Origin of the sequence: Psychrobacter sp. DAB_AL32B, from assembly GCF_002224105.1 — a bacterium.
In the GTDB taxonomy this organism is placed as follows: Bacteria; Pseudomonadota; Gammaproteobacteria; order Pseudomonadales; family Moraxellaceae; genus Psychrobacter.
The window spans coordinates 12,211-31,946 of the sequence record NZ_NEXU01000004.1 but is presented as its reverse complement, the minus strand read 5'-3'; the positions used below and the strand labels follow the sequence as shown (position 1 = coordinate 31,946).

Annotated in this window: 20 protein-coding genes; 12 read left to right on the top strand and 8 right to left on the bottom strand. The window is 43.2% G+C overall.

The features are described 5' to 3' along the window. Positions 1-409: 409 nt before the first annotated feature. Both CAN34_RS00415 and dpaL read left to right on the top strand, forming a co-directional pair. Complete coding sequence (locus CAN34_RS00415) at positions 410-709, top strand: hypothetical protein (protein ID WP_089553968.1); 300 nt, start codon at positions 410-412, stop codon at positions 707-709. 30 nt (positions 710-739) lie between these two features. Further along, on the top strand, positions 740-1,918 hold the full coding sequence (gene dpaL / locus CAN34_RS00410) for a diaminopropionate ammonia-lyase (protein ID WP_089553967.1): 1,179 nt from the start codon (positions 740-742) through the stop codon (positions 1,916-1,918). A 5-nt stretch (positions 1,919-1,923) separates the two neighbouring features. Here the strand turns inward: dpaL and CAN34_RS00405 are convergent, their stop codons facing one another. After that, positions 1,924-2,361 (bottom strand): CopD family protein, encoded by a 438-nt coding sequence (locus CAN34_RS00405; RefSeq protein ID WP_089553966.1) that lies wholly within the window; start codon positions 2,359-2,361, stop codon positions 1,924-1,926. 60 nt (positions 2,362-2,421) lie between these two features. Between CAN34_RS00405 and CAN34_RS00400 the strand changes: the two genes are divergently transcribed. Beyond that, a complete protein-coding gene (locus CAN34_RS00400) occupies positions 2,422-2,901 on the top strand; it encodes a hemerythrin domain-containing protein (RefSeq protein WP_089553965.1) in 480 nt (159 codons plus the stop codon). A 138-nt stretch (positions 2,902-3,039) separates the two neighbouring features. Here CAN34_RS00400 and orn read toward each other — a convergent pair whose 3' ends face one another. Further along, entirely contained in the window at positions 3,040-3,627 is a 588-nt protein-coding gene (gene orn, locus CAN34_RS00395; protein WP_089553964.1) for an oligoribonuclease, read from the bottom strand. A 203-nt stretch (positions 3,628-3,830) separates the two neighbouring features. Here orn and rsgA point away from each other — a divergent pair, with 203 nt between their 5' ends. The 4 genes from rsgA to secB all read left to right on the top strand — a co-directional run bounded on the left by rsgA (position 3,831) and on the right by secB (position 6,718). Beyond that, positions 3,831-4,934, top strand: coding sequence for a ribosome small subunit-dependent GTPase A (gene rsgA / locus CAN34_RS00390; RefSeq protein WP_089553963.1), 1,104 nt, complete (start codon positions 3,831-3,833; stop codon positions 4,932-4,934). A 136-nt stretch (positions 4,935-5,070) separates the two neighbouring features. Beyond that, on the top strand, positions 5,071-5,526 hold the full coding sequence (locus CAN34_RS00385) for a rhodanese-like domain-containing protein (protein ID WP_089553962.1): 456 nt from the start codon (positions 5,071-5,073) through the stop codon (positions 5,524-5,526). Positions 5,527-5,806: 280 nt separating this feature from the next. Beyond that, positions 5,807-6,070: a glutaredoxin 3 gene (grxC, locus tag CAN34_RS00380; protein ID WP_011280820.1), complete on the top strand. Its 264-nt coding sequence runs from the start codon at positions 5,807-5,809 to the stop codon at positions 6,068-6,070. A gap of 195 nt (positions 6,071-6,265) precedes the next feature. After that, positions 6,266-6,718 (top strand): protein-export chaperone SecB, encoded by a 453-nt coding sequence (gene secB, locus CAN34_RS00375; RefSeq protein WP_079692271.1) that lies wholly within the window; start codon positions 6,266-6,268, stop codon positions 6,716-6,718. A gap of 214 nt (positions 6,719-6,932) precedes the next feature. Here the strand turns inward: secB and adk are convergent, their stop codons facing one another. The 6 genes from adk to CAN34_RS00345 all read right to left on the bottom strand — a co-directional run bounded on the left by adk (position 6,933) and on the right by CAN34_RS00345 (position 13,911). Beyond that, positions 6,933-7,589: an adenylate kinase gene (adk, locus tag CAN34_RS00370; protein WP_089553961.1), complete on the bottom strand. Its 657-nt coding sequence runs from the start codon at positions 7,587-7,589 to the stop codon at positions 6,933-6,935. Positions 7,590-7,816: 227 nt separating this feature from the next. Beyond that, complete coding sequence (gene ccmI / locus CAN34_RS00365; RefSeq protein ID WP_089553960.1) at positions 7,817-9,097, bottom strand: c-type cytochrome biogenesis protein CcmI; 1,281 nt, start codon at positions 9,095-9,097, stop codon at positions 7,817-7,819. Next, a complete protein-coding gene (locus CAN34_RS00360; RefSeq protein ID WP_089553959.1) occupies positions 9,094-9,660 on the bottom strand; it encodes a cytochrome c-type biogenesis protein in 567 nt (188 codons plus the stop codon). The genes ccmI and CAN34_RS00360 overlap by 4 nt, the downstream gene beginning before the upstream one ends. Then, positions 9,657-10,307, bottom strand: coding sequence for a DsbE family thiol:disulfide interchange protein (locus CAN34_RS00355; RefSeq protein ID WP_089553958.1), 651 nt, complete (start codon positions 10,305-10,307; stop codon positions 9,657-9,659). Before CAN34_RS00355 ends, CAN34_RS00360 begins: the two co-directional genes overlap by 4 nt. Before the next feature lies 1 nt (position 10,308). After that, entirely contained in the window at positions 10,309-12,336 is a 2,028-nt protein-coding gene (locus CAN34_RS00350) for a heme lyase CcmF/NrfE family subunit (protein ID WP_089553957.1), read from the bottom strand. Between the two features lie 240 nt (positions 12,337-12,576). Next, entirely contained in the window at positions 12,577-13,911 is a 1,335-nt protein-coding gene (locus tag CAN34_RS00345; RefSeq protein WP_089553956.1) for a hypothetical protein, read from the bottom strand. A 559-nt stretch (positions 13,912-14,470) separates the two neighbouring features. Between CAN34_RS00345 and mrdA the strand changes: the two genes are divergently transcribed. From mrdA to CAN34_RS00320, 5 genes are all read left to right on the top strand, one after another. Continuing rightward, a complete protein-coding gene (gene mrdA, locus CAN34_RS00340) occupies positions 14,471-16,483 on the top strand; it encodes a penicillin-binding protein 2 (RefSeq protein ID WP_089553955.1) in 2,013 nt (670 codons plus the stop codon). Positions 16,484-16,519: 36 nt separating this feature from the next. Then, positions 16,520-17,206, top strand: a complete 687-nt coding sequence (gene rsmD / locus CAN34_RS00335) for a 16S rRNA (guanine(966)-N(2))-methyltransferase RsmD (protein ID WP_089553954.1) — start codon at positions 16,520-16,522, stop codon at positions 17,204-17,206. A gap of 213 nt (positions 17,207-17,419) precedes the next feature. After that, positions 17,420-17,848: a 50S ribosomal protein L13 gene (gene rplM, locus CAN34_RS00330; RefSeq protein ID WP_079692280.1), complete on the top strand. Its 429-nt coding sequence runs from the start codon at positions 17,420-17,422 to the stop codon at positions 17,846-17,848. A 10-nt stretch (positions 17,849-17,858) separates the two neighbouring features. Then, positions 17,859-18,245: a 30S ribosomal protein S9 gene (gene rpsI / locus CAN34_RS00325; RefSeq protein WP_079692281.1), complete on the top strand. Its 387-nt coding sequence runs from the start codon at positions 17,859-17,861 to the stop codon at positions 18,243-18,245. Positions 18,246-18,544: 299 nt separating this feature from the next. Beyond that, a complete protein-coding gene (locus tag CAN34_RS00320; RefSeq protein WP_089553953.1) occupies positions 18,545-19,648 on the top strand; it encodes a lipid A biosynthesis acyltransferase in 1,104 nt (367 codons plus the stop codon). The last annotated feature ends 88 nt before the right edge of the window (positions 19,649-19,736 follow it).

Sequence of the window (19,736 nt, the reverse complement as noted above, 5' to 3'; positions counted from 1 at the left end):
CATTAGATTGTTTGAGGTTTTTTTGTGTCTGAAATTTCTCTTCAAACCTTTTATTTATAAGGGCTGGCTATTCTGTCTTTATCAACCCCTAAGAAGTAGTCTACTTTTTAATAATGTATTCTCTATAAGTCTGCGTGCATGCACTCTGCCTTTTGAAAATCGGTGACCAAATGGTGACCATTTTGTGACCAAGGTTGTTAAAAGTCGGAACTGAAGTCGGTCCTGTTTGACAATATTTATAAAGTAGTCTAATTTTAAGAACAGCAATAACAATCGGTACTTTACAGAGCCTAGCAAAACTTTTAATTGATATGACGATCGTTAAACCTTTGCAGGAGTTCAAATTTTTTACCCGGATAAGTAGTATAAGCTACTAAACACACTGTCCTAAAATTAGGAAGAACCACCTATGTTAAAGAATGTCTATCTTAGCCTTGTGCTACCCTTACTTTTAATTGGATGCACACAGCAATTTGTTGGCGAGCAAGAGCCAATCAAAAATGAAGTTAAAACAGTATCTTGGGATACGCTTGTATCTACTGTCAATATAGGCGCTTATCAATCTGTTGGACAGCAGCATGATAAAACGGTGAGATTAGTACTCAATAACGGACAAGTGCTTCAGGCGAAAGAGCCTAATATTGATGATATCTATGAGGTCGTAAAAAACTGCAAAAAATGCGTGAATAAACCATTTCTAACAGAATAATAGCAGTCATCATCTTCCCAAGAGAATGTTATGTTACATGTCGCTCAAAATAATTTTTATAATGGTCAAACATCGCCTCTATTCACTGTAGAAATTGCAAAGCAAGTCCGTGAATTTCATCGTCAAATTGAGGGCTATCAACCGACACCTTTGGTCTCGTTACCATTATTGGCAAAAAGACTGGGTGTAAAATCAATTTTGATTAAGGATGAATCCTACCGCTTTGGACTCAATGCCTATAAGGCGCTCGGCGGCTCTTATGCCTTAGGACGTTTATTGGCAAAATATCTTAAAACTGATATGACAGACATCGATTTGACAACCGTTTCTTCTAAGCTAGATAAGCCTCTAGTATTTACTACGGCAACTGCGGGTAATCATGGTACTGGAGTCGCATGGGCAGCTCATAAAATGGGACAAAAAGCGGTTGTTTATATGCCAAAAGGATCCTCAGTAGCGAGTGCTGAACGTATCCGCAGACTGGGCGCAGAATGCATCATAACGGATGTCAATTACGATGACACCGTGCGCCTAGCAAATAAAACCGCAGAAGAAAATGGCTGGATGCTAGTGCAAGATACTGCTTGGGATGGCTACGAGGAAATACCCACTTGGATATCTCAAGGCTATATGACTATGTCAGATGAAGCGATTGAACAAGCCACTGCTCTAGGTGAAGGCCTGCCAACCCATATAATGTTGCAAGCAGGTGTCGGTTCTATGGCTGGTGGCGTATTGGGTTATTTGGTAGACAAGCTTGGCGCGGGCAGCTTTCAGACAATTATTGCAGAGCCTACTGCTGCCGATTGTATTTTTCGCTCAGGTACGAGTGTGCAAGGCGATATAGTCAATGTCACAGGCGAGCTAAACACTGTTATGACAGGACTTGCTTGCGGTGAACCAAACCCAGTAACTTGGCCCGTATTAAAAGACAGCAGCAATTACTTTGCTCGCGTTGATGACAGTGTATCGGCAGTCGGTATGCGAGTATTAGGCAACCCTCTATTAGGCGATACTCGGATTATTAGTGGTGAGTCGGGCGCAATCACACTGGGTTTGCTTTATAAGATTTGTAGTGATACCTCTAACCATGATGTACGTGAAAAACTGGGATTAAATCAAGATTCAGTAGTCATGATATTCAACACCGAAGGCGATACCAATCCGGCTAGATATAGAAATATCGTATGGGGTTGCCAGAATAACTAATGCCATCAAAACCCTGTACGGAATAACGTCCCGACCACCACAAACGTGACTGATAACAACGTCACCAAAATAATATTAATAGCAAATCCATTGAGATTGTTTGCTGTAAGTCGTGGTATTGCCCAAAAGCGTGCATGCATAGCAACAGCAGCCGTCATCAGCAAGAGTATTAACTTTATCCCAATCAAAATATTAATATCATTATCAAAAGCAAACCAAGCGCTCACATTGGGCAAAATGTTATGTGCCATCCATAAGCCTGTGATAATCTGAATGGCTAAAGCTGGCATTCCAATCTTTTCAAACTGCTGCTCAAATTGTAACAATGCGTCTAGGTTACGTGAAGATAGCACTTTAGGCAGTATCACTAATGCTAAGATTAAATGCCCGCCTGTCCAAATTGCTGCCCCAAGTAAATGCAGGATTAGTAGATAGTTGAACATACAGCATCCTTCCAAATAATTAACAAATCATGATTTCTCGAATCATTAAGGTATTGCATTATGAAGCGCGCCAATCAATTACAACCATTATCACGCCAGCACCATCTTGGGCTTAACCTGTCTCGCCATGCTAAAGAATGCACTGATGAGCCTGAAGAAGTTGCCAAACATTGGCTTAACCTCAGCTCTTATATCAGCGACATGCAACATCACTTCCAGATTGAAGACAATTTAATCGCTCATGCTTTAGAGCCTTACCGCGCCTCGCACTCTGACGTTGCCTCGGTACTTGATACGCTTGATGGTCAGCATAAGCAGTTACATAACTTGATGGATGAAATTGAGCAATCACAAAAAACTGCTGGCAAGAACATAACCGCTGCGCAAGTTCAAGAATTAGGCACTCTATTATACGACCATATTCGTTTCGAAGAACGAGAGTTATACCCTACGGTAGAGAAATATCTAACAGAAGCTGAACTGGACACTGTTTATGCAGCAAGTCCAGATAGTATTAAGCGTGCCGATGAAAATCGCTAGCTGCAATAATAAGATAAAACGTTGATAACATCTTACTTTTAATTGATTCAAAAAAAGTCTTCAGACAAACCAGCCCAATAATGGCGCTCGGTTCATCTGAAGACTTTTTTCTTATCATGCTACAGGCTAGCTTATATTCTAAGGTATCAACTTAAAGAAATGCTGACGATAGTGTTTTAGCTCACGAATTGAATCACGAATATCATCTAACGCTAAGTGACTGCCGCCTTTTTCAAAGTTTTTAAGAATGTCAGGACGCCAGCGGAAGCACAGCTCCTTAACTGACGACACATCAAGATTACGATAATGGAAGAATCTTTCTAATTCCGGCATTTGACGCGCCATAAAGCGGCGGTCTTGGCAAATTGAATTACCACACATCGGTGACTTGCCACTATCGACCCATTTATTTAAAAATTTAATCGTTTCAGCTTCAGCTTCAGCCAAGGTCACGGTACTACGGCGCACACGATCGACCAAACCCGACTGCCCGTGCTGCTTGGTATTCCAATCATCCATGCCATTTAATTTACGGTCAGATACCTTAATGGCAAAAACGGGGCCTTCAGCAAGGACGTTTAAATCCTCATCGGTGACGACAGTCGCTATCTCGATAATCTCATCGTTTAAGGTATCGAGTCCGGTCATTTCTAAATCAATCCATACCAGTCCCTTTTTACCTTGATTTTTAATTTTAATCTTATTGGGATGGTCGCTGGTGCTCATAAAGTATCCTATATTTAATATGGTCAATCAATGTTGAGTAAATAAATCAAACAGGTTATAAACAATCATATAAATGGTCTAAGGTTTGCTTCCACCACGATTAGAGCGTTACAAAACCACTGTCTAGCGCAGGCGCTTTAAGCTGTATGTTAGCAAATTTTCACGCTACACTGAGCAATATTTTTTTAATAGGTCACAAACCCATGGCATTAATCCGGCAACGCAAACTGACTAAACAACAGATTCGTCGCATCGACAAACAACAGCTGATCAGTCAAGACAGCATCGATGACAGTTTGATGAATGGCGTGGTCATGGCGCATTATGGCAAGCAATTAGAGGTGCAAGTGACCAGTTTGCCATCTGTTATCCCTGAGCAGCCTGAGTTTGCCCCTGATGATCCTGAGCCATTTTGGCAAACACTAGCATTGGGCGACATTTGGCGCTGTCATGTGCGTACTAACTTGCCGATGCTAGCCGCTGGCGATCAAGTACGTTGGAGCGCCGACTCAAATACGGGCTTTGGACGTATCGAATCGGTCAAACCACGTACATCTCTTGTCTCACGTCCTGACCGTTATCATAAACTTAAGCCTGTCGCCGCCAATGTCGATATTTTGGCCATTGTGTTTGCGCCACTGCCTGCTGCTGCCCCGACGCTAATCGATCGCTATTTAGTCGTTTGCCATCATGCTGGCGTCAAGCCACTATTGGTGCTCAATAAAGCCGATTTACTGGCAGAAGAAAACGGCGTCAATACCAAAGAATTATTGGCACAATATGCCGCGCTCGGTTATGAGAATGTATTAACCTCAGTCGACTGCCCGGAAAACGTCGCTGATAGCGATGAGCAAGAAGGACTTGATGAGCTAAAACGCTATATCGATAAAAAGCTGGTTATTTTTGCAGGTCAATCTGGTGTCGGTAAAAGTAGCTTAATTAATGCCCTACTACCTGAATCGGCGCAAAGCGTCAATATTATCTCTGATAACTCAAAGCTCGGTCAACATACCACCACCACCAGCCGCTTATTGCCCTTTAACCCAAATAATTTAACCCAAGGCGGCATCGTCGATACACCGGGTATTCGTGAGTACGGCATTTGGCATTTGACACCTGATGATATCATTTCAGGCTTTGTCGAGCTTGCACCGCTTGCTGGCGACTGCCAGTTCCGCGACTGCCGCCACACTCATAACAGTAAAGGCTGCGCGTTGTGGGAGGCCGTTGCTGATGGTAAGGTATTGCAGCGCCGCGTCGAAAACCTTATCACGCTAAGAGAAGAGGCTGACACTAAACCTTATTAAGCTTTATTAATTGTTAATCGCTAGGTTGACCATCACACGTTTACTATAGATGACCTTATCGGTATAATAACGCCTTGTTCAATTCGTTAGGCTGTCTTCTCAGCTTAATAGAACACTAATTTTTTGGAGGTATGGTTTGGATCGTGCGCTGGAATTTGTGGGCAACCACCCGTTTTTATTTGGTATATTAGCCGTACTTGCCGTGCTATTTTTTGCTATTGAAAACAAACGTAGTGGCAGAAAAATATCACCCAATACCCTTGGTATGATGGTTAACTCGCAAAATGCGCAGCTTATCGATATTCGAGCCAAAAAGAAGTTTGCCACCGGTTATATACAAGGCAGCCGCAACATCCCTTTCACAGAGCTTAAAGACCGCATAGAAGAAATCCGCGCGATTGAGCAGCCAGTGATTATCATCTGTGATATGGGCGTACAAGCAGGCGCTGCAATACAAATGATTGGTAAAGACGACGTCTATCGCTTAGAAGGTGGTATTGGCGGCTGGCAAGGCGCTGGTATGCCGCTCGTTGGGCTAAAAGATGCCAAGCCCAAAAGTAAAGTCAAAGCAAAACCGAGCTTGCATAAATAGTTTGATAAAGCGCTTTATCAAACGATGACTTGCTATCTATCGATAGTGAATAAAAAAGACACCTTTTGATAGGGTGTCTTTTTTTATGTGGCAATTCTGCGACGGCCAAGACTTTTCGACGCAAATAGCTTGAATTTATCTTACCTATCCCCACTTTATAGTGAGCATAATAGAATATAGGCTTGTGATTTACTTGATTGCAGCCTCTATGAGCACATTTTATAATACGATTCTCTATCCTATAACGATTGCTCTATAAACTTATAAATAAGGATTTACCATGACTGTATCTGTTAAAGTTTACACTACCCCTATCTGCCCATACTGCTCAAATGCTAAGCAACTGCTGAAATCTAAAGGCGTTGATTATGAAGAGATTGGTATGCATGACATGAGCAGCGATGATCGCCGTGCTTTAATGCAAAAAACCAATAACTATCGTACTGTGCCACAAATTTTCGTTGGCGAGACCTTTGTCGGTGGTTTTGATGAACTCAACCAAATGAACCAACAAGGTAAACTTGACGAGCTATTAGCAGGTTAATTTGCTATCTTGCTTTACTGCTTGTCTTTATCTATGTAACTAATATCTGTAAATAACGTCTGTAAGTAACGATAAAGACAGCAATAAAGAGTATTGCTAAAAAATATCGAGATTGAGTCTCGATTTATATTACAATCTTATTTTATTACAATGACAGTTTGCCCAATCATTTGATTAACTTTTAGAGGAATTATCATGGCTGAAGAACAAGTACAACCACAATTGGCACTAGAACGCATTTATGTAAAAGATATGTCACTTGAAGTCCCAGGCGCTGGCGTATTCACTAAAGAGTGGAACCCTGAGCTTGATATCAATTTATCTAGCAATGCTGAGAAGCTTGATGACGATCACTATCAAGTCGTATTGACTGTTAGTGTCACGGCGAAAAATGCAGAAGAAGCGGCATTTATTGCGGAAGTTCATCAAGCCGGTATCTTCTTATTGAAAGATATTCCAGAAGATCAGATCGGTCAAATCCTAGGTGCATATTGCCCTAACGTTTTGTTCCCATATGCGCGTGAAGTCATCAGCGACATCGTGACACGTGGTAGCTTCCCGCAGTTATTGCTTGCTCCAGTCAACTTTGACCAAGCCTATGCGCAAAGCCAACAGCAAGCTCAAGTCGATGCTGAAGGTAATGCGTAAGTATTAATTTAAACGCTACTGGCTTTATCAGTAGCACATTTTAATAAAAAAGCCGTTTACTTATGATAAGTGAACGGCTTTTTTACACCTACATTTTGCAGTATTTTTATACTAATAATTAACTATTAAGCATTAAAAAACCCTGCTGATTGGCAGGGTCTTCAATCACAATAATCAGTAAACAAGCTCAGTGAACAAATTCAACAAAATAACATTAGCCTTTTAGGGCTGATAAGATTTGCTGCTTAACATCATCAATCCCTTGCGTACCATCAAACTTGTCATATTTAGGGGCATCGCCGCCTTCTTTGGCTTTATCTTGATAGAAACCAACCAAGGTTGATGTCTGCTCATGATAAGTGGCTAAACGGTCGCGAATGGTGGATTCTTTGTCGTCTTCACGCTGAATAAGCGCTTCACCAGTCACATCATCAATACCTTCTTGCTTTGGTGGATTATGATCAATGTGATACACGCGACCAGAACCTGCATGTTGGCGACGACCAGATAGACGCTTGACGATTTCATCATCAGGCACACTAATTTCAATTACATGGTCAATCGCAACATTCGCATCGGCAAGCGCTTGGGCTTGCGGAATGGTACGTGGGAAACCATCTAAAATACAGCCATTAATACAATCAGGCTTAGCGATGCGTTCTTGCACTAGGTTAATAATGAGGTCATCAGAAACCAAACCACCAGCATTCATCACGTCTTTGGCTTGTTTGCCAAGCTCGCTGCCTTCTTTGATTGCTGCACGCAGCATATCGCCCGTTGAGATCTGCGGAATATCATATTCTTTAGAAATGAACTGAGCTTGGGTGCCTTTACCGGCGCCTGGTGGACCTAGCAAAATAATACGCATCATTACACGACTCTCCTTAATAGATAGGATTTTGGGACTAGTAAAACTTAGGGATTGGTGGTTTGCAGAGCTTACCTTACCTTGTGGCTTTCAAAAGCTCAAGTATTTTTAGTCTTGATGCGGAAAGTTATGATGACTTATCTGTTCATGGGACAGGGTTGCGCGCCATAGAAAAGACGATGGCGCGCATTTATTACATACTGATATTTTTATATTTTGATATTGACTCATTAAGGAACTTGTTGATTAATCTCAACATTGGCCTGATTTTGGTCTGCACTAATCACCACAGGATTACCTGATAAATCTCCTGATTCTGCCGTAGCAGTGCCGCTATGACTAATGCGAGCAATAACTGCTAATTGTACTTTTTCAGCACGAGCAGCTTTTAGTGTACGTTCAGGCATCATGGCATCTAGATCGCTTAGGCTAATACTGGCTTCACCTTGTTTAATGACGCTAATTGGTAAACGCTTGGCGGCAAATGGTGGACCACCTTTCACATCACGTATCGCCACAAACAACACGTCATCAGCTTTTACTAACGGTAGCAGGCTCGCATTAATAGATACGGTCACGTCAATACCTTCAGAGGCTTGCTGCTGCTGAGCCGTTACGTTCGTGCTCAGCTCATCAAGACTGGCCAGCGCTTGGGTATGATCACCTGGTTTGGCGGCAATACTATCACGTAGACGCTTAATCCAACCTTGTGCTTCTTCAAAGTTATTACCACGCGCCTCACCCATTGCCATCAGCATCTGTGCACCTTCATGCTGCGGATTTTTAGCCAACACATCTTGGAGGACACGGCGACTATTGGCATCTAACTGACCTTTATTGGCAAAAAAGCTAATCTGCGCATAGGTGGTTGCAATCTCTTCGTTATCTGGCGATAAGCGATAAGCACGCGACAAGGCTTCGATTGCTGAGTCCGTGGCTTCTAATGATAAGAATAACTCTGATAGACGCATCCAACGATCAGGGTCATCGGCGTGACGATAGACGTTGGTCTGCATAGCACTGATTAATTGCGTCCCATCTTCAATCGCCCAAGCTGGTGGCTGATCAATCTTACCGGTCAATAAATCATCCGCCACTTGAGCCACTTTATCTTCTGCTGTCCACAGATTAAATACGGGTGTACGGTCGCTGACTAAGAAATAAGCCAATGCTGCGAGTACTGGTACCCATACTACGATAATCAGGCGACTTTTGATACCAGGCGCCACCATTGGCGTTACTGTACGCTGAGCATCCAATAACTGACGCTCAAGCTCAATCTTTTGATTTTGATAATGAGTGTCATCAATCGTGCCACTGTCTTTATCCGTTTGCAGTTCTGCTAGACGTTCACGAAATACCCCAATATTGATATCTAGTAGTTGATTGTCAACTGGGTTTTCTCGTAAGCGTGACGCTCGTAACCATGGCATGATAACGATGAGCGCCAATATGAGTGCAATCAGTAAGCTTAGGGCAATAAATAAGCCAAAAGTAGAAAATAGGGTCATTTTTTATCCTCGAGGCTTGTGATGTCATGATCGTTTTTGTCATTACTATTACTATTGACACGCGATAACAGACGATCAAGTTCAGCTTTTTCTACCGTTGTTAACGCTGCAGCGTTATCTACTGTGACGCCGCTTTGACCGCGCGCAACCCGCTGACTGCGTCTACTTTGCCAAAACCAACCAACTATTAGAGAAATCAGCAGTAATGGTGGAAAAAACCATAGTATCCATGTTGAAGGACGCAGCGGTGGCTTATAAGTGATAAAGTCGCCATAGCGCTCTTGCATATAAGCGCGTATCTCTCCATCACTACGACCTTCTTTAATCAAGTCATAGGTTTTTTGTTTTAAATCTTGGGCAATAGGCGCATCAGAACCCGCGAGGTTTTGGTTTTGACATTTTGGGCAGCGCAGCTCTTCGATAAGACCGCGATACTGGGCCTCTTGCTGTACTGAATCAAAGTCATAAACATCAATAGCTGCATAGACACTAATACTAAGCAGGCAGGCTATTATCAAGCTTACTAACTTCATAGTGATTGCTTTCATTTGAATCGCCATCATTTGCACGCCTCCTTGACCTTATTAGGGTCTGGACTAACATTGCCTTTATCGGCATCATTGAGCACCATTAAGCAAGGCGTAATACGACTTTGCCAATTGCTCTCATTAATCTCACCGACAATATGCTGGCGAATAATACCTTCACCATCAACCACGAAAGTCTCAGGCGCACCTGTTAGGCCTAGATCTAGCGCAAACTGGCCCGACAAATCCTGAATAGACATCGAAAATGGATCACCGCCACGGTTTAAATAACCTAGCGCATTGCCAATATCATCTTTATAGTTAACCCCAACCAGATTGACACCACGCTCTTCTAATTGCATTAAAAAAGGATGCTCAATAATACAAGTTGGACACCAAGAGCCCCAAATATTCATCAGAAATGGCTGATCCGGTAGATTATCATTGGTCATTATACGGCTGGTATCTGACAATAATGGCAGCTCAAAAGTCGGCACTGGGCGCTCAAGAGCGGTATTGGTCACGATTTCAGTTGGCTGACCCAAACGCAGATACAACATGATTATGAAACCTGCAAAGACGATCAGCGGTATCAAAAACCATATCTTAATTTGGCTTTTTTTCATCGTTTGACTGCTGTTTTTCTTAGGACTTTTTTGAGGAGACTTATCTGACTGAGTCATATTATTTCTCCCCGATTGTTGCACGTGTTTCTATATCAGCAGCGGTCGTAAAACCTGCTTTATTCGCCGCAATTTGTGCAGGCGTCTTTGGTTTCTTAATTCGGTAGCGCTTATCAAGCATACTTAGTAAACCACCGAAAGCCATAATAAGAGCACCAAGCCATATCCAGCGAATTAACGGCTTCACATAAATACGTACTGCCCATTGATTGCTACCCTGAGCGATAGGTTCACCGAGTGCGACATACAAATCACGCATCAGGCTGGCATTAATTGCTGCCTCAGTCGTCGGCATCGTACTAATGATGTAAGTGCGTTTTTCAGGATGAAGTATCGCTACTACGCTACCCTTCTTCGTGACTGTGACTTCGGCTTGTGTTGCATCAAAGTTACTGCCTCTAGTCTCTCTTAAATCAGTTAATGCAAAGTCATAGCCTTGGACATTGACCGTTTCACCAAGCCTTAATGCCACATCGCGCTCGATACTTAGAGTACTGGTAAAAGCAACACCGATGACGGCTATTAGCACCCCAATATGAGCGGTCTGTTGACCCCAATAGCTCAAACGCAACTGACCCAAACCTTTAAAGAAATTCGGCGCATTTTTAGTTTTGTCTTTAAAGTCGACCGCCATCCAAAACAATACCCAAAAACTCACCGCTAACGTCACGCCGATATTGAGCATGACAGACGGGCTAACGAAGTAAGTAATAATTGCTGCTAAGACAAGGCTGCTCACAGCAATGACCATACCAACGCCTAACAATGGACGCTTATCTTGTTTCCAGCGGATATTGGAGCCCATACCCATTGCAACCAGCAATAGCCACGTTAAAGGTACAAATAGCGCGTTAAAGTATGGAGGACCTACCGATACCTGACCCAAATTAAAGGAATCAGCAATGATAGGATATAGCGTACCAAGCAGTACCACTAAGGTTGCAATTAAGATAATAACGTTATTAATGACTAAAAACGACTCACGCGAAACCAGTTGATACTGGCTCTCAACCGTTAAACGCCAACCACGGACGGCAAACATCAACAAACCACCGCCAACGATAATGCCAAGAATCGCTAAAATAACCAGACCACGTGTAGGGTCGGCTGCAAATGAATGCACTGAGGTAATAACCCCTGAGCGCACTAAGAAAGTACCAAGTAAACTCAGCGCAAAGGCAAAGATCGCCAGCATAATCGTCCATGCTTTAAAGACGCCGCGCTTTTCAGTGACTGCAAGCGAATGCAGTAATGCCAAACCTGCCAGCCAAGGCATCAGCGAGGCGTTTTCTACCGGATCCCAGAACCACCAACCGCCCCAACCAAGCTCGTAATACGCCCACCACGAACCCAAAGCGATACCAACTGTTAAGAAACCCCATGCTGCGAGTGCCCATGGACGCGACCAGCGTGTCCATACCGCATCCAAGCGTCCTTCCCACAAAGCTGCCATACAAAAAGCAAACGGCACGACCATACCCACATAGCCCATATATAGCATCGGTGGGTGAATAATCAAACCAAAATCCTGTAGGACAGGATTTAAATCGGCGCCATCGACTGGCAAGTTTGGCAATGTGCGGTCAAACGGTGATGAGGTAAAGATTAACATCGCCAGCATCATCATCTGTACGCCTGCTAATATTACTAATACTCGCGCGCGCATCGACAATGGCAGACCACGACTAAAGTAAGATACCAGCGCACACCACGTTGCCATGATAGTCATCCATAGCAATAGCGAGCCTTCATGCCCGCCCCAAGTTGCTGATAACTTATAATACCAAGGCAACAAAGTATTCGAGTGCTGCGACACGTAGACAAGACTAAAATCATTATAATAAAAGCCTGCCATCAACGCGCCAAACGAGGTAATCATGGCGGCAAACTGCGCCCATGCCAAGCTCGGTGCCAAACGCTGCCAAGCAACATGGTCACGCATAACGCCTATCGTTGGTAATACTACCTGCAAGATCGCCAACATAAAGGCGGCTAGCAAGGCAAAATAACCCAATTCTGTGATTAACATACGGTCTAACCTTGTTTACCTTAATACGGTCATTGTTTATTTTGGGGATTGGTATTTCAGGATATTCGAAAATATCTCATATTCGTTACTGCTGGTATTTTCTACTGTGATCATTATCTAATTATCCCCATCAGCCATTGCAGCTTAGGGCACTTACAGCATGGTACATTAGCGTCAACTTGTCACGTTTCTGTATCCACAGTGTATGCGATGTGTATAAATAGTATGAAAAGCTGCCTATCATTGCATCGCTGGGAAAAACACCAATACCAAATGTAACCAACCTGCCAAAAACCCAGTCAAGCCGCCAAGCACAATCAGCGTCAATTCATCTTCACGAAAGGCGGGACGTAATAAGTTTTGAAACTCATCGGGTGACAGGGCGCGAATACGGTCACGAAATAGTCCAAATATTTTACTAGCACGGCTTTCATTGAGCTCAGGGTCGCGCAGCGGTACCATCGTTGCGACGATTGATTTATCAATGATGGTATTTTTTAATTGTCCAAACTCGCGGCGACCCAGTCCTACTCGTAAAGTCGTACTGATTACCGGTGACTCTAATACTTTATAAAGATGCGACTTCATCAACTCACGCGTCTCGGCGGCGCGGTCACCATACATCATCTCATTCATGATGTTCTCTAACGTCACTAAATCCTTAACGACAATCTCGGCAAAAACCTCAGAAACCTCCTCTTGGCGCTTCATAAAGCCACCTTGAAAACGGTATTGAGCGATATGCGGTAATTGCGGTCTAATAAATGGAAAACGACTCTGCAAGGCAAAAAACTTCACATAAGGAATAAAATGTGGCTCCACGGGGTTAAAGACCATCCAGATCGCAATCCAGTTGGTGAGACAACCCCAAACAGCGGCAAAAAACGGTACTGTCCAGTGCTGCGGCACGACTAAAAATATAAACATTTGGATAATGCCGAAAATCAGTCCTATCAGAGCACTAATATGCCAAATAAAATCGATCTCTTTTTGTCCAACTTTTAAGAACATATTGACCATCAAACGCCGATCACTTTCCATTTTATTGACAATCATCTTGCGCATATCGACTAAATCTTCGACATGATAAGTCAAGTCAGTCACCAAAGATTGCATAATACTCGGCAGCTCTTGGTGTGCTTGGGCATACACACGGCGCTTGAGTGCATAAGGAAGATTGCCCCACAGCGCTGGTGAATGGTCGAGCATAATCTCATCAATCAAGTCTTCGAGATTTCCATCAACCGTATCAGTGATAAATACCGCCATCTGCTCCGGCTCCATCGCTTTAAAAAACTCATCAAGCGAGCCAAGCTTAGAGAGCGTCTGATCAACGATAACCCCTGATATCTTGCCCGCTTTTCTTGGGACAATACCTTGCCAACCGATTCCCGGTAGCCCAAAAAATGGGAAGTTCGGAATACGAATACCCCAGAACTTAATCGGATAGAACAGCATTTTCAGTGCCATCCACACATGGATCCAAGTCACAAATGCTGTCACCGGTGGAATGGTCAGCATAGCAAAAAACTCGGGGTGCTCAGCTATCGTCTGCCACAATGAAGTTACATCCATGACTTTATTTATCCTTGCCGTGATGATGGTCGATGCTAACCAAATATCCTTAGCAGATTAAGAACGCTCAGCAAAAAGAGGCTCTATCTCTAATAGTTATTATAAAATAAATCGCCTGATTTTAGCATACTTGCCACCCATTAGCACAGTTAGACCCTAGGCAAGTTGTGACTAGAGATGACACGTTTTGCACGCGCCCCTCACTCATAAAACCCTTAAGATAATCTGCCAGTGCTGTCAATGACAGCAGCCTCAATGCTAACAATAGTGTCAGCGACAAAATAAATGACTGGGTACTGCGCCATAGCATTTGTTCTGTTATAATTTACGGTTAAATTTCGCTGAATATCAGCAAATAAATGAATGCAAATTAATTGACATTATATCGCGCTATGTTATTGAAATTCTTTAGCTTATCCTTTATGCTCACCTCGCTTTGGCTTAACGAGACTTGACCTTAAGCAGACTTAATATAGCCGGCTTTTATTTAACCCATATCTCCTTTAATCCCTCTCCTTCTGATTTATCGATTCACCGACCGTCTGGGTACTGACTTTATATGAAAAAACCGCTAACTCCCGATACCGAACAGGTCAACAGTATTTTTACCAGTCGAATTGTTATCCTTGGATTATTGATGTTTTTGGGTTTGATGGGTTTAATAATGCGTTATGGTTATTTACAAGTGTATGCCCACGATAAATACACCACCCAAGCGGATAATAATCGCATTAAGCTGATTTCTGCCCCGCCAAGCCGTGGCTATATTTATGATCGTAATGGAATCATTCTTGCGGACAATCAGCCTGTATTTACCGCCATGCTAAGTCCTGATGAAGTTGAAAACCCAGAGCGCACCTTAAATTTACTGGCGCCTATTTTTGATCTGACGGATGAAAATATTACCGACATTCTAGCGCGGCTAAGTAAAAGTAAAAATGATCCAGTGACGATCAAGATTGACTTAACCGATGCGCAATTGGCGCAGTTTAGTGAACGCAAACCTTTCTTTCGCGGGGTCAGTATCCAAAGTAAGCTGACGCGCTCCTACCCTTATGATGAACTGTTCGCACACGTTATCGGCTATGTGGGACGCATCAACGACAAAGAGTCTAAGCAAATAAATAAGGATCGCTATGCCGGTACCGATCTTATCGGCAAGATTGGCATCGAAGATTTTTATGAAGATATTTTACTTGGGCAACCAGGTTATCAGTCGGTAGAAACCGATGCGTATGGCAATATCCTACGTCAACTCGATACCAAGCCACCGATCGCCGGTAATGATATTACCCTAAGCTTAGACTATGGCTTACAGACTGTGGCCCAGCAGCAGCTTGACGGTCGTCGCGGCGCGATTGTGGCGATAGATCCAAAAAACGGCGACGTATTAGCGTTTGTTAGTAACCCAAGCTATGACCCCAACCCTTTTATCTCCGGCATCTCTTTTAAAGACTATGGCAATCTGCGCGAAGACCTTGATCAGCCACTATATAACCGCGCCCTACAAGGTACTTATCCCCCTGGCTCGACCATCAAACCCTTTGAAGCCTTAGGTGGTATTCATTACGGTCTACGTAATTGGGAAACCACTATTTATGATCCTGGTTATTTTAGTTTGCCTGGGGATTCACACCGTTTTCGCGATTGGAAAAAAGGCGGTCACGGTACCGTCGATCTAAAAAAATCTATCGTGATGTCGGTGGATACTTATTATTATAAACTGGCTTATGAGATGGGCATTCAGCGCTTGCATGACTGGATGGTGCGTTTTGGTTTCGGTGAAGAAACCGGTATTGACTTGCCCAATGAAAAACCTGGGATTATGCCATCACCAAAATGGAAAAAAGACACCTACGATAAAGGCTGGTTACCAGGTGAAACTATCTCGGTTAGTATCGGTCAAGGTTATTTCTTAGCGACGCCCCTACAGATCGCTAATGCAACTGCCATGACCGCGAATCAAGGTAATCATATTACTCCGCACTTGTTAAAAAGTAGCGACGGTGCAGCGGCAGTCGACGTCATCACCAAACCGGATGGCAAGATTGATTATAATGGCAAACCATCTGACTGGCTACGCATGCATGATGCCATGGAACAAACGGTCAAAGCAGGTACTGGACGTGGCATCTATACGCCGCGCTATCGTATCGCCGGCAAAACGGGTACCGCACAGGTAAAATCAATTGCTCAGGGTAAAAGCTATAATAAATCCGCGCTGGATAAGCGCCACTGGGATCACGCATGGTTCAATGGTTTTGCACCAGTAGAAGACCCCGAAATTGCCCTAGCGGTATTGGTCGAAAACGGCGGTGGTGGTAGTGTCGTTGCTGCCCCTATTGGACGCGCTTTATTTGACTATTGGGTATTACAACGCAAATCTAACCCTATCTTGCCGCCAACTGCTGATCAGTTAAAAGTTATTAAGCGCCAAAAATCCTTTGAAAAATTGATGCGTGATGCTATACGTGATAAAGAAGACAAAGCATTAGAAGCAGAAAAAGCAAAGCAAGAAGAAAAACAGAAAGAACAAATTCAAGCTGCTACGACCACAGCAAGCGCTGAGTAAAATATTGAGTATCAATTAGGCAGCTAAGAAAAAATGATGAAAAAGACCTCAAGCACGCGTAAGCCTAACCCAAACCATAAAGCGAAACACGCTGCTGCTGGTGATGTGCGTATCATTGGCGGTCAGTTTAAGCGCCGTACTGTGAATTTTATTGATGCTGATGGCTTACGACCAACCCCAGATCGCCTACGTGAGACCTTGTTTAACTGGTTAATTGCCGATATGCACAGCGCTCACGTACTCGATAGCTGCGCAGGTAGCGGCGTCTTAGGTTTCGAATCCTTATCACGTGGGGCGGCACATTGCACTTTTATAGAAATGAGCGCCGCTCAAAGTCAAATGCTACGTCAAAGTGCCGAACAATTACGCCTTGACCCAACTACTTATCAAATCATTCAAGGTGCAGCCGAGCAAGTTTTGACTCAAAACCCGCTAAATCAGCGCCATTTTGATGTGGTATTTATCGATCCGCCTTATGCAGAAGAGTTGTGGCAACCTATTTTGACCACCCTTATTACGCAGGCATTAATCAATACAGAAACGCTGATTTATTTGGAAGCAGATAAAGCGTTAGAGGAACAATTGAGCGAGCTGGCTGCTAAGCTTGACGAAAACTCGTTCGCTCAAAAAAGCATTAGCCAAGGAGTATTGGGTTTTGAGTGCCTGAAACAGACTAAGGTTGGACAAGTTGTTGCTGGACTTTATCGACTATCATCGTCATAATTGTCTGGTTAAAGAAATCGATTAATAAATGTAAAAAATGTTTAAAACCGCTGAAAAACTGGCCCAACGCTGCAGTTTAATGTATATAAGGCGAAAATAAACCCCAATGCAGCTTGCAAGCGTAGGCGCTACTGCTTATAATGTGCAGTCTGTTTTTTGAGAGCCCCGTTCCCAAGCTAAACTCTCAACGAATTTTAATTTTAAGGTTTTATCATGAAAACACTTAGTGCAAAACCAGCTGAAGTGACCCATGACTGGTTTGTCGTAGATGCTGACGGCAAAACTCTTGGTCGCTTAGCCACGCAAATTGCTAGTCGCTTACGCGGTAAGCATAAGACTTGTTATACCCCGCACGTTGACACTGGTGACTTCATTGTCGTCATCAATGCCGAAAAAATCGCGGTAACGGGTAAAAAAGCGCAAGATAAAAAATACTATCGTCACAGTGGTTACCCAGGCGGTATCAAAGAAACCAACTTCACAAAGCTGATTGCACGTAAGCCTGAAGATGTTCTACACAAAGCGGTTAAGGGTATGCTTCCAAAGGGTCCTCTTGGCTATGCGATGATCAAGAAGCTGAAACTATATGCGGGTACTGAACATCCACATGAAGCTCAGCAACCTAAAGAACTAGACATCTAAGGATATACTTATGGAACGCAATTACGGAACTGGTCGCCGCAAGACGTCTACTGCTCGTGTCTTTTTAGCTAAAGGTACTGGTAGCATTATCGTTAACGGTAAGCCACTTGATGAATATTTCAGCCGTGAAACTTCACGCATGGTTGTTCGTCAGCCATTAGAGCTACTTGACTCGCCTACTGCTTACGACTTATACGTCACTGTAAAAGGTGGTGGTATCAGTGGTCAAGCGGGCGCTATTCGCCACGGTATTACTCGTGCGTTAGTTGAGCTCGATGAGACTAACAAGCCTGCACTAAAAGCTGCTGGTTTTGTTACTCGTGACTCACGTCAAGTTGAACGTAAGAAATTGGGCCTACGTAAAGCACGTAAACGTCCACAATTCTCAAAACGTTAATCAAAGCTATCTCTTATTTTCTTGCTGCTGTTGTCTTTATCTCAGAGCAACAGTAAAAGCATTAAAACAAAGAGTAGATTTGCAAAACCTTATAAGCTGGTCACAGCTTGTAAGGTTTTTTTATGGGTGATACTTTTATTTATGATACTTTTTTATGTATCATGATTATTTATACATAACTGCTTTTTATAAAAAACCACCTTGTCAATTAGCCTCTAATGACAGTGCGTAAATTACCTTGCAAAGTAAAGCCTACTACCCCATCATAATCATAACTTTTCATTATTAGTAACGATCTTATGAAAGCGCCTGAACAGTTTGATCCCAGTAAGTCTGATTCAAAAACAAGCATGCCACCACCTAAGGCGGCAATGCATGGCAAGCCTGCTAAATCACCCGCCATTCCTGATGGCATGCCAACGATTAAGCAAAACCATAAACGAATCGGGCAAATAGATAAAAAACCCTTTGAATGGCAGTTTTTATTGCCTAAATACTGGGGCATATGGCTACTCATGGCCATCATTGTGCCATTAGCCTATCTACCATTACGTTGGCAATTTTGGCTGGGTCGTAAGCTTGGTATTTTAATCTATAAAGTAGCAGGTACACGGCGGCGTGATACGCTGATTAATCTCAGGTTGGCATTTCCTGACAAGCCAGAAGCTGAGCGTGAGCTAATGGCGAAGCAAGTTTTTGTTAACCAAGGTATCGGCGTATTTGAAACTCTATGCACCTGGTTCCGTCCTAATATATTTACCCGTACCGTATCTATCTCTGGGCTACAGCATGTGATCAATGCTCAAAACGATGGCCGTCCCGTTATTTTACTGGGGGCGCATTATACGATGCTCGATCTAGGCGCCATGCTATGCACCCAGTTTTTCCCTATGGATGGTATGTATCGACCACAGAACAATGCCCTACTTGATTGGTTTATTTATAACGGCCGCGCTCCCGTATTTGGCAAGCTGATTTCTAGCCGTAATATGCGTGGTTTAGTCAATCTTATTAAAGAGGGACATATCGTTTGGTATTCGCCTGACCAAGACTATGGTCTTAAACACGGCGTTATGGCGCCATTTTTTGGCGTACCAGCAGCGACTATTACCGCAACACGGCGACTGGCTACAGTAGTCAGTAATGATAACAAGCTACCAGCGATAATGGCCTTACATACTTACCGGCAGACGCCAGATAATTTACCCAGAGGTAAACGTCCGCATTATCATCTAACCATTACGCCAGAGTTGGATAACTATCCAAGCAATGATGAAATCGCGGATGCTACGCGTGTAAATGAGATTTTAGAAGGTCTGATTCGTATTGATCCAACCCAGTGGATGTGGTTCCATCGCCGCTTCAAAAATGCTCCTGATGGTCGTACTGATATCTATAAGTAAGCTTTTATTGCCAAGAAAATTACTGGGAAAATTTGCTATACTTTGCGGCTAATATTTTGTGCTACTACCAACACATAAATAGCCACAT

Bases quoted from the DNA above. Each gene is read 5' to 3' on its own strand.
- CAN34_RS00415 (WP_089553968.1), top strand. From the start codon at position 410: ATGTTAAAGAATGTCTATCTTAGCCTTGTGCTACCCTTACTTTTAATT.
- dpaL (WP_089553967.1), top strand. From the start codon at position 740: ATGTTACATGTCGCTCAAAATAATTTTTATAATGGTCAAACATCGCCT.
- CAN34_RS00405 (WP_089553966.1), bottom strand. From the start codon at position 2,361: ATGTTCAACTATCTACTAATCCTGCATTTACTTGGGGCAGCAATTTGG.
- CAN34_RS00400 (WP_089553965.1), top strand. From the start codon at position 2,422: ATGAAGCGCGCCAATCAATTACAACCATTATCACGCCAGCACCATCTT.
- orn (WP_089553964.1), bottom strand. From the start codon at position 3,627: ATGAGCACCAGCGACCATCCCAATAAGATTAAAATTAAAAATCAAGGT.
- rsgA (WP_089553963.1), top strand. From the start codon at position 3,831: ATGGCATTAATCCGGCAACGCAAACTGACTAAACAACAGATTCGTCGC.
- grxC (WP_011280820.1), top strand. From the start codon at position 5,807: ATGACTGTATCTGTTAAAGTTTACACTACCCCTATCTGCCCATACTGC.
- secB (WP_079692271.1), top strand. From the start codon at position 6,266: ATGGCTGAAGAACAAGTACAACCACAATTGGCACTAGAACGCATTTAT.
- adk (WP_089553961.1), bottom strand. From the start codon at position 7,589: ATGATGCGTATTATTTTGCTAGGTCCACCAGGCGCCGGTAAAGGCACC.
- ccmI (WP_089553960.1), bottom strand. From the start codon at position 9,097: ATGACCCTATTTTCTACTTTTGGCTTATTTATTGCCCTAAGCTTACTG.
- CAN34_RS00360 (WP_089553959.1), bottom strand. From the start codon at position 9,660: ATGATGGCGATTCAAATGAAAGCAATCACTATGAAGTTAGTAAGCTTG.
- CAN34_RS00355 (WP_089553958.1), bottom strand. From the start codon at position 10,307: ATGACTCAGTCAGATAAGTCTCCTCAAAAAAGTCCTAAGAAAAACAGC.
- CAN34_RS00350 (WP_089553957.1), bottom strand. From the start codon at position 12,336: ATGTTAATCACAGAATTGGGTTATTTTGCCTTGCTAGCCGCCTTTATG.
- CAN34_RS00345 (WP_089553956.1), bottom strand. From the start codon at position 13,911: ATGGATGTAACTTCATTGTGGCAGACGATAGCTGAGCACCCCGAGTTT.
- mrdA (WP_089553955.1), top strand. From the start codon at position 14,471: ATGAAAAAACCGCTAACTCCCGATACCGAACAGGTCAACAGTATTTTT.
- rsmD (WP_089553954.1), top strand. From the start codon at position 16,520: ATGAAAAAGACCTCAAGCACGCGTAAGCCTAACCCAAACCATAAAGCG.
- rplM (WP_079692280.1), top strand. From the start codon at position 17,420: ATGAAAACACTTAGTGCAAAACCAGCTGAAGTGACCCATGACTGGTTT.
- rpsI (WP_079692281.1), top strand. From the start codon at position 17,859: ATGGAACGCAATTACGGAACTGGTCGCCGCAAGACGTCTACTGCTCGT.
- CAN34_RS00320 (WP_089553953.1), top strand. From the start codon at position 18,545: ATGAAAGCGCCTGAACAGTTTGATCCCAGTAAGTCTGATTCAAAAACA.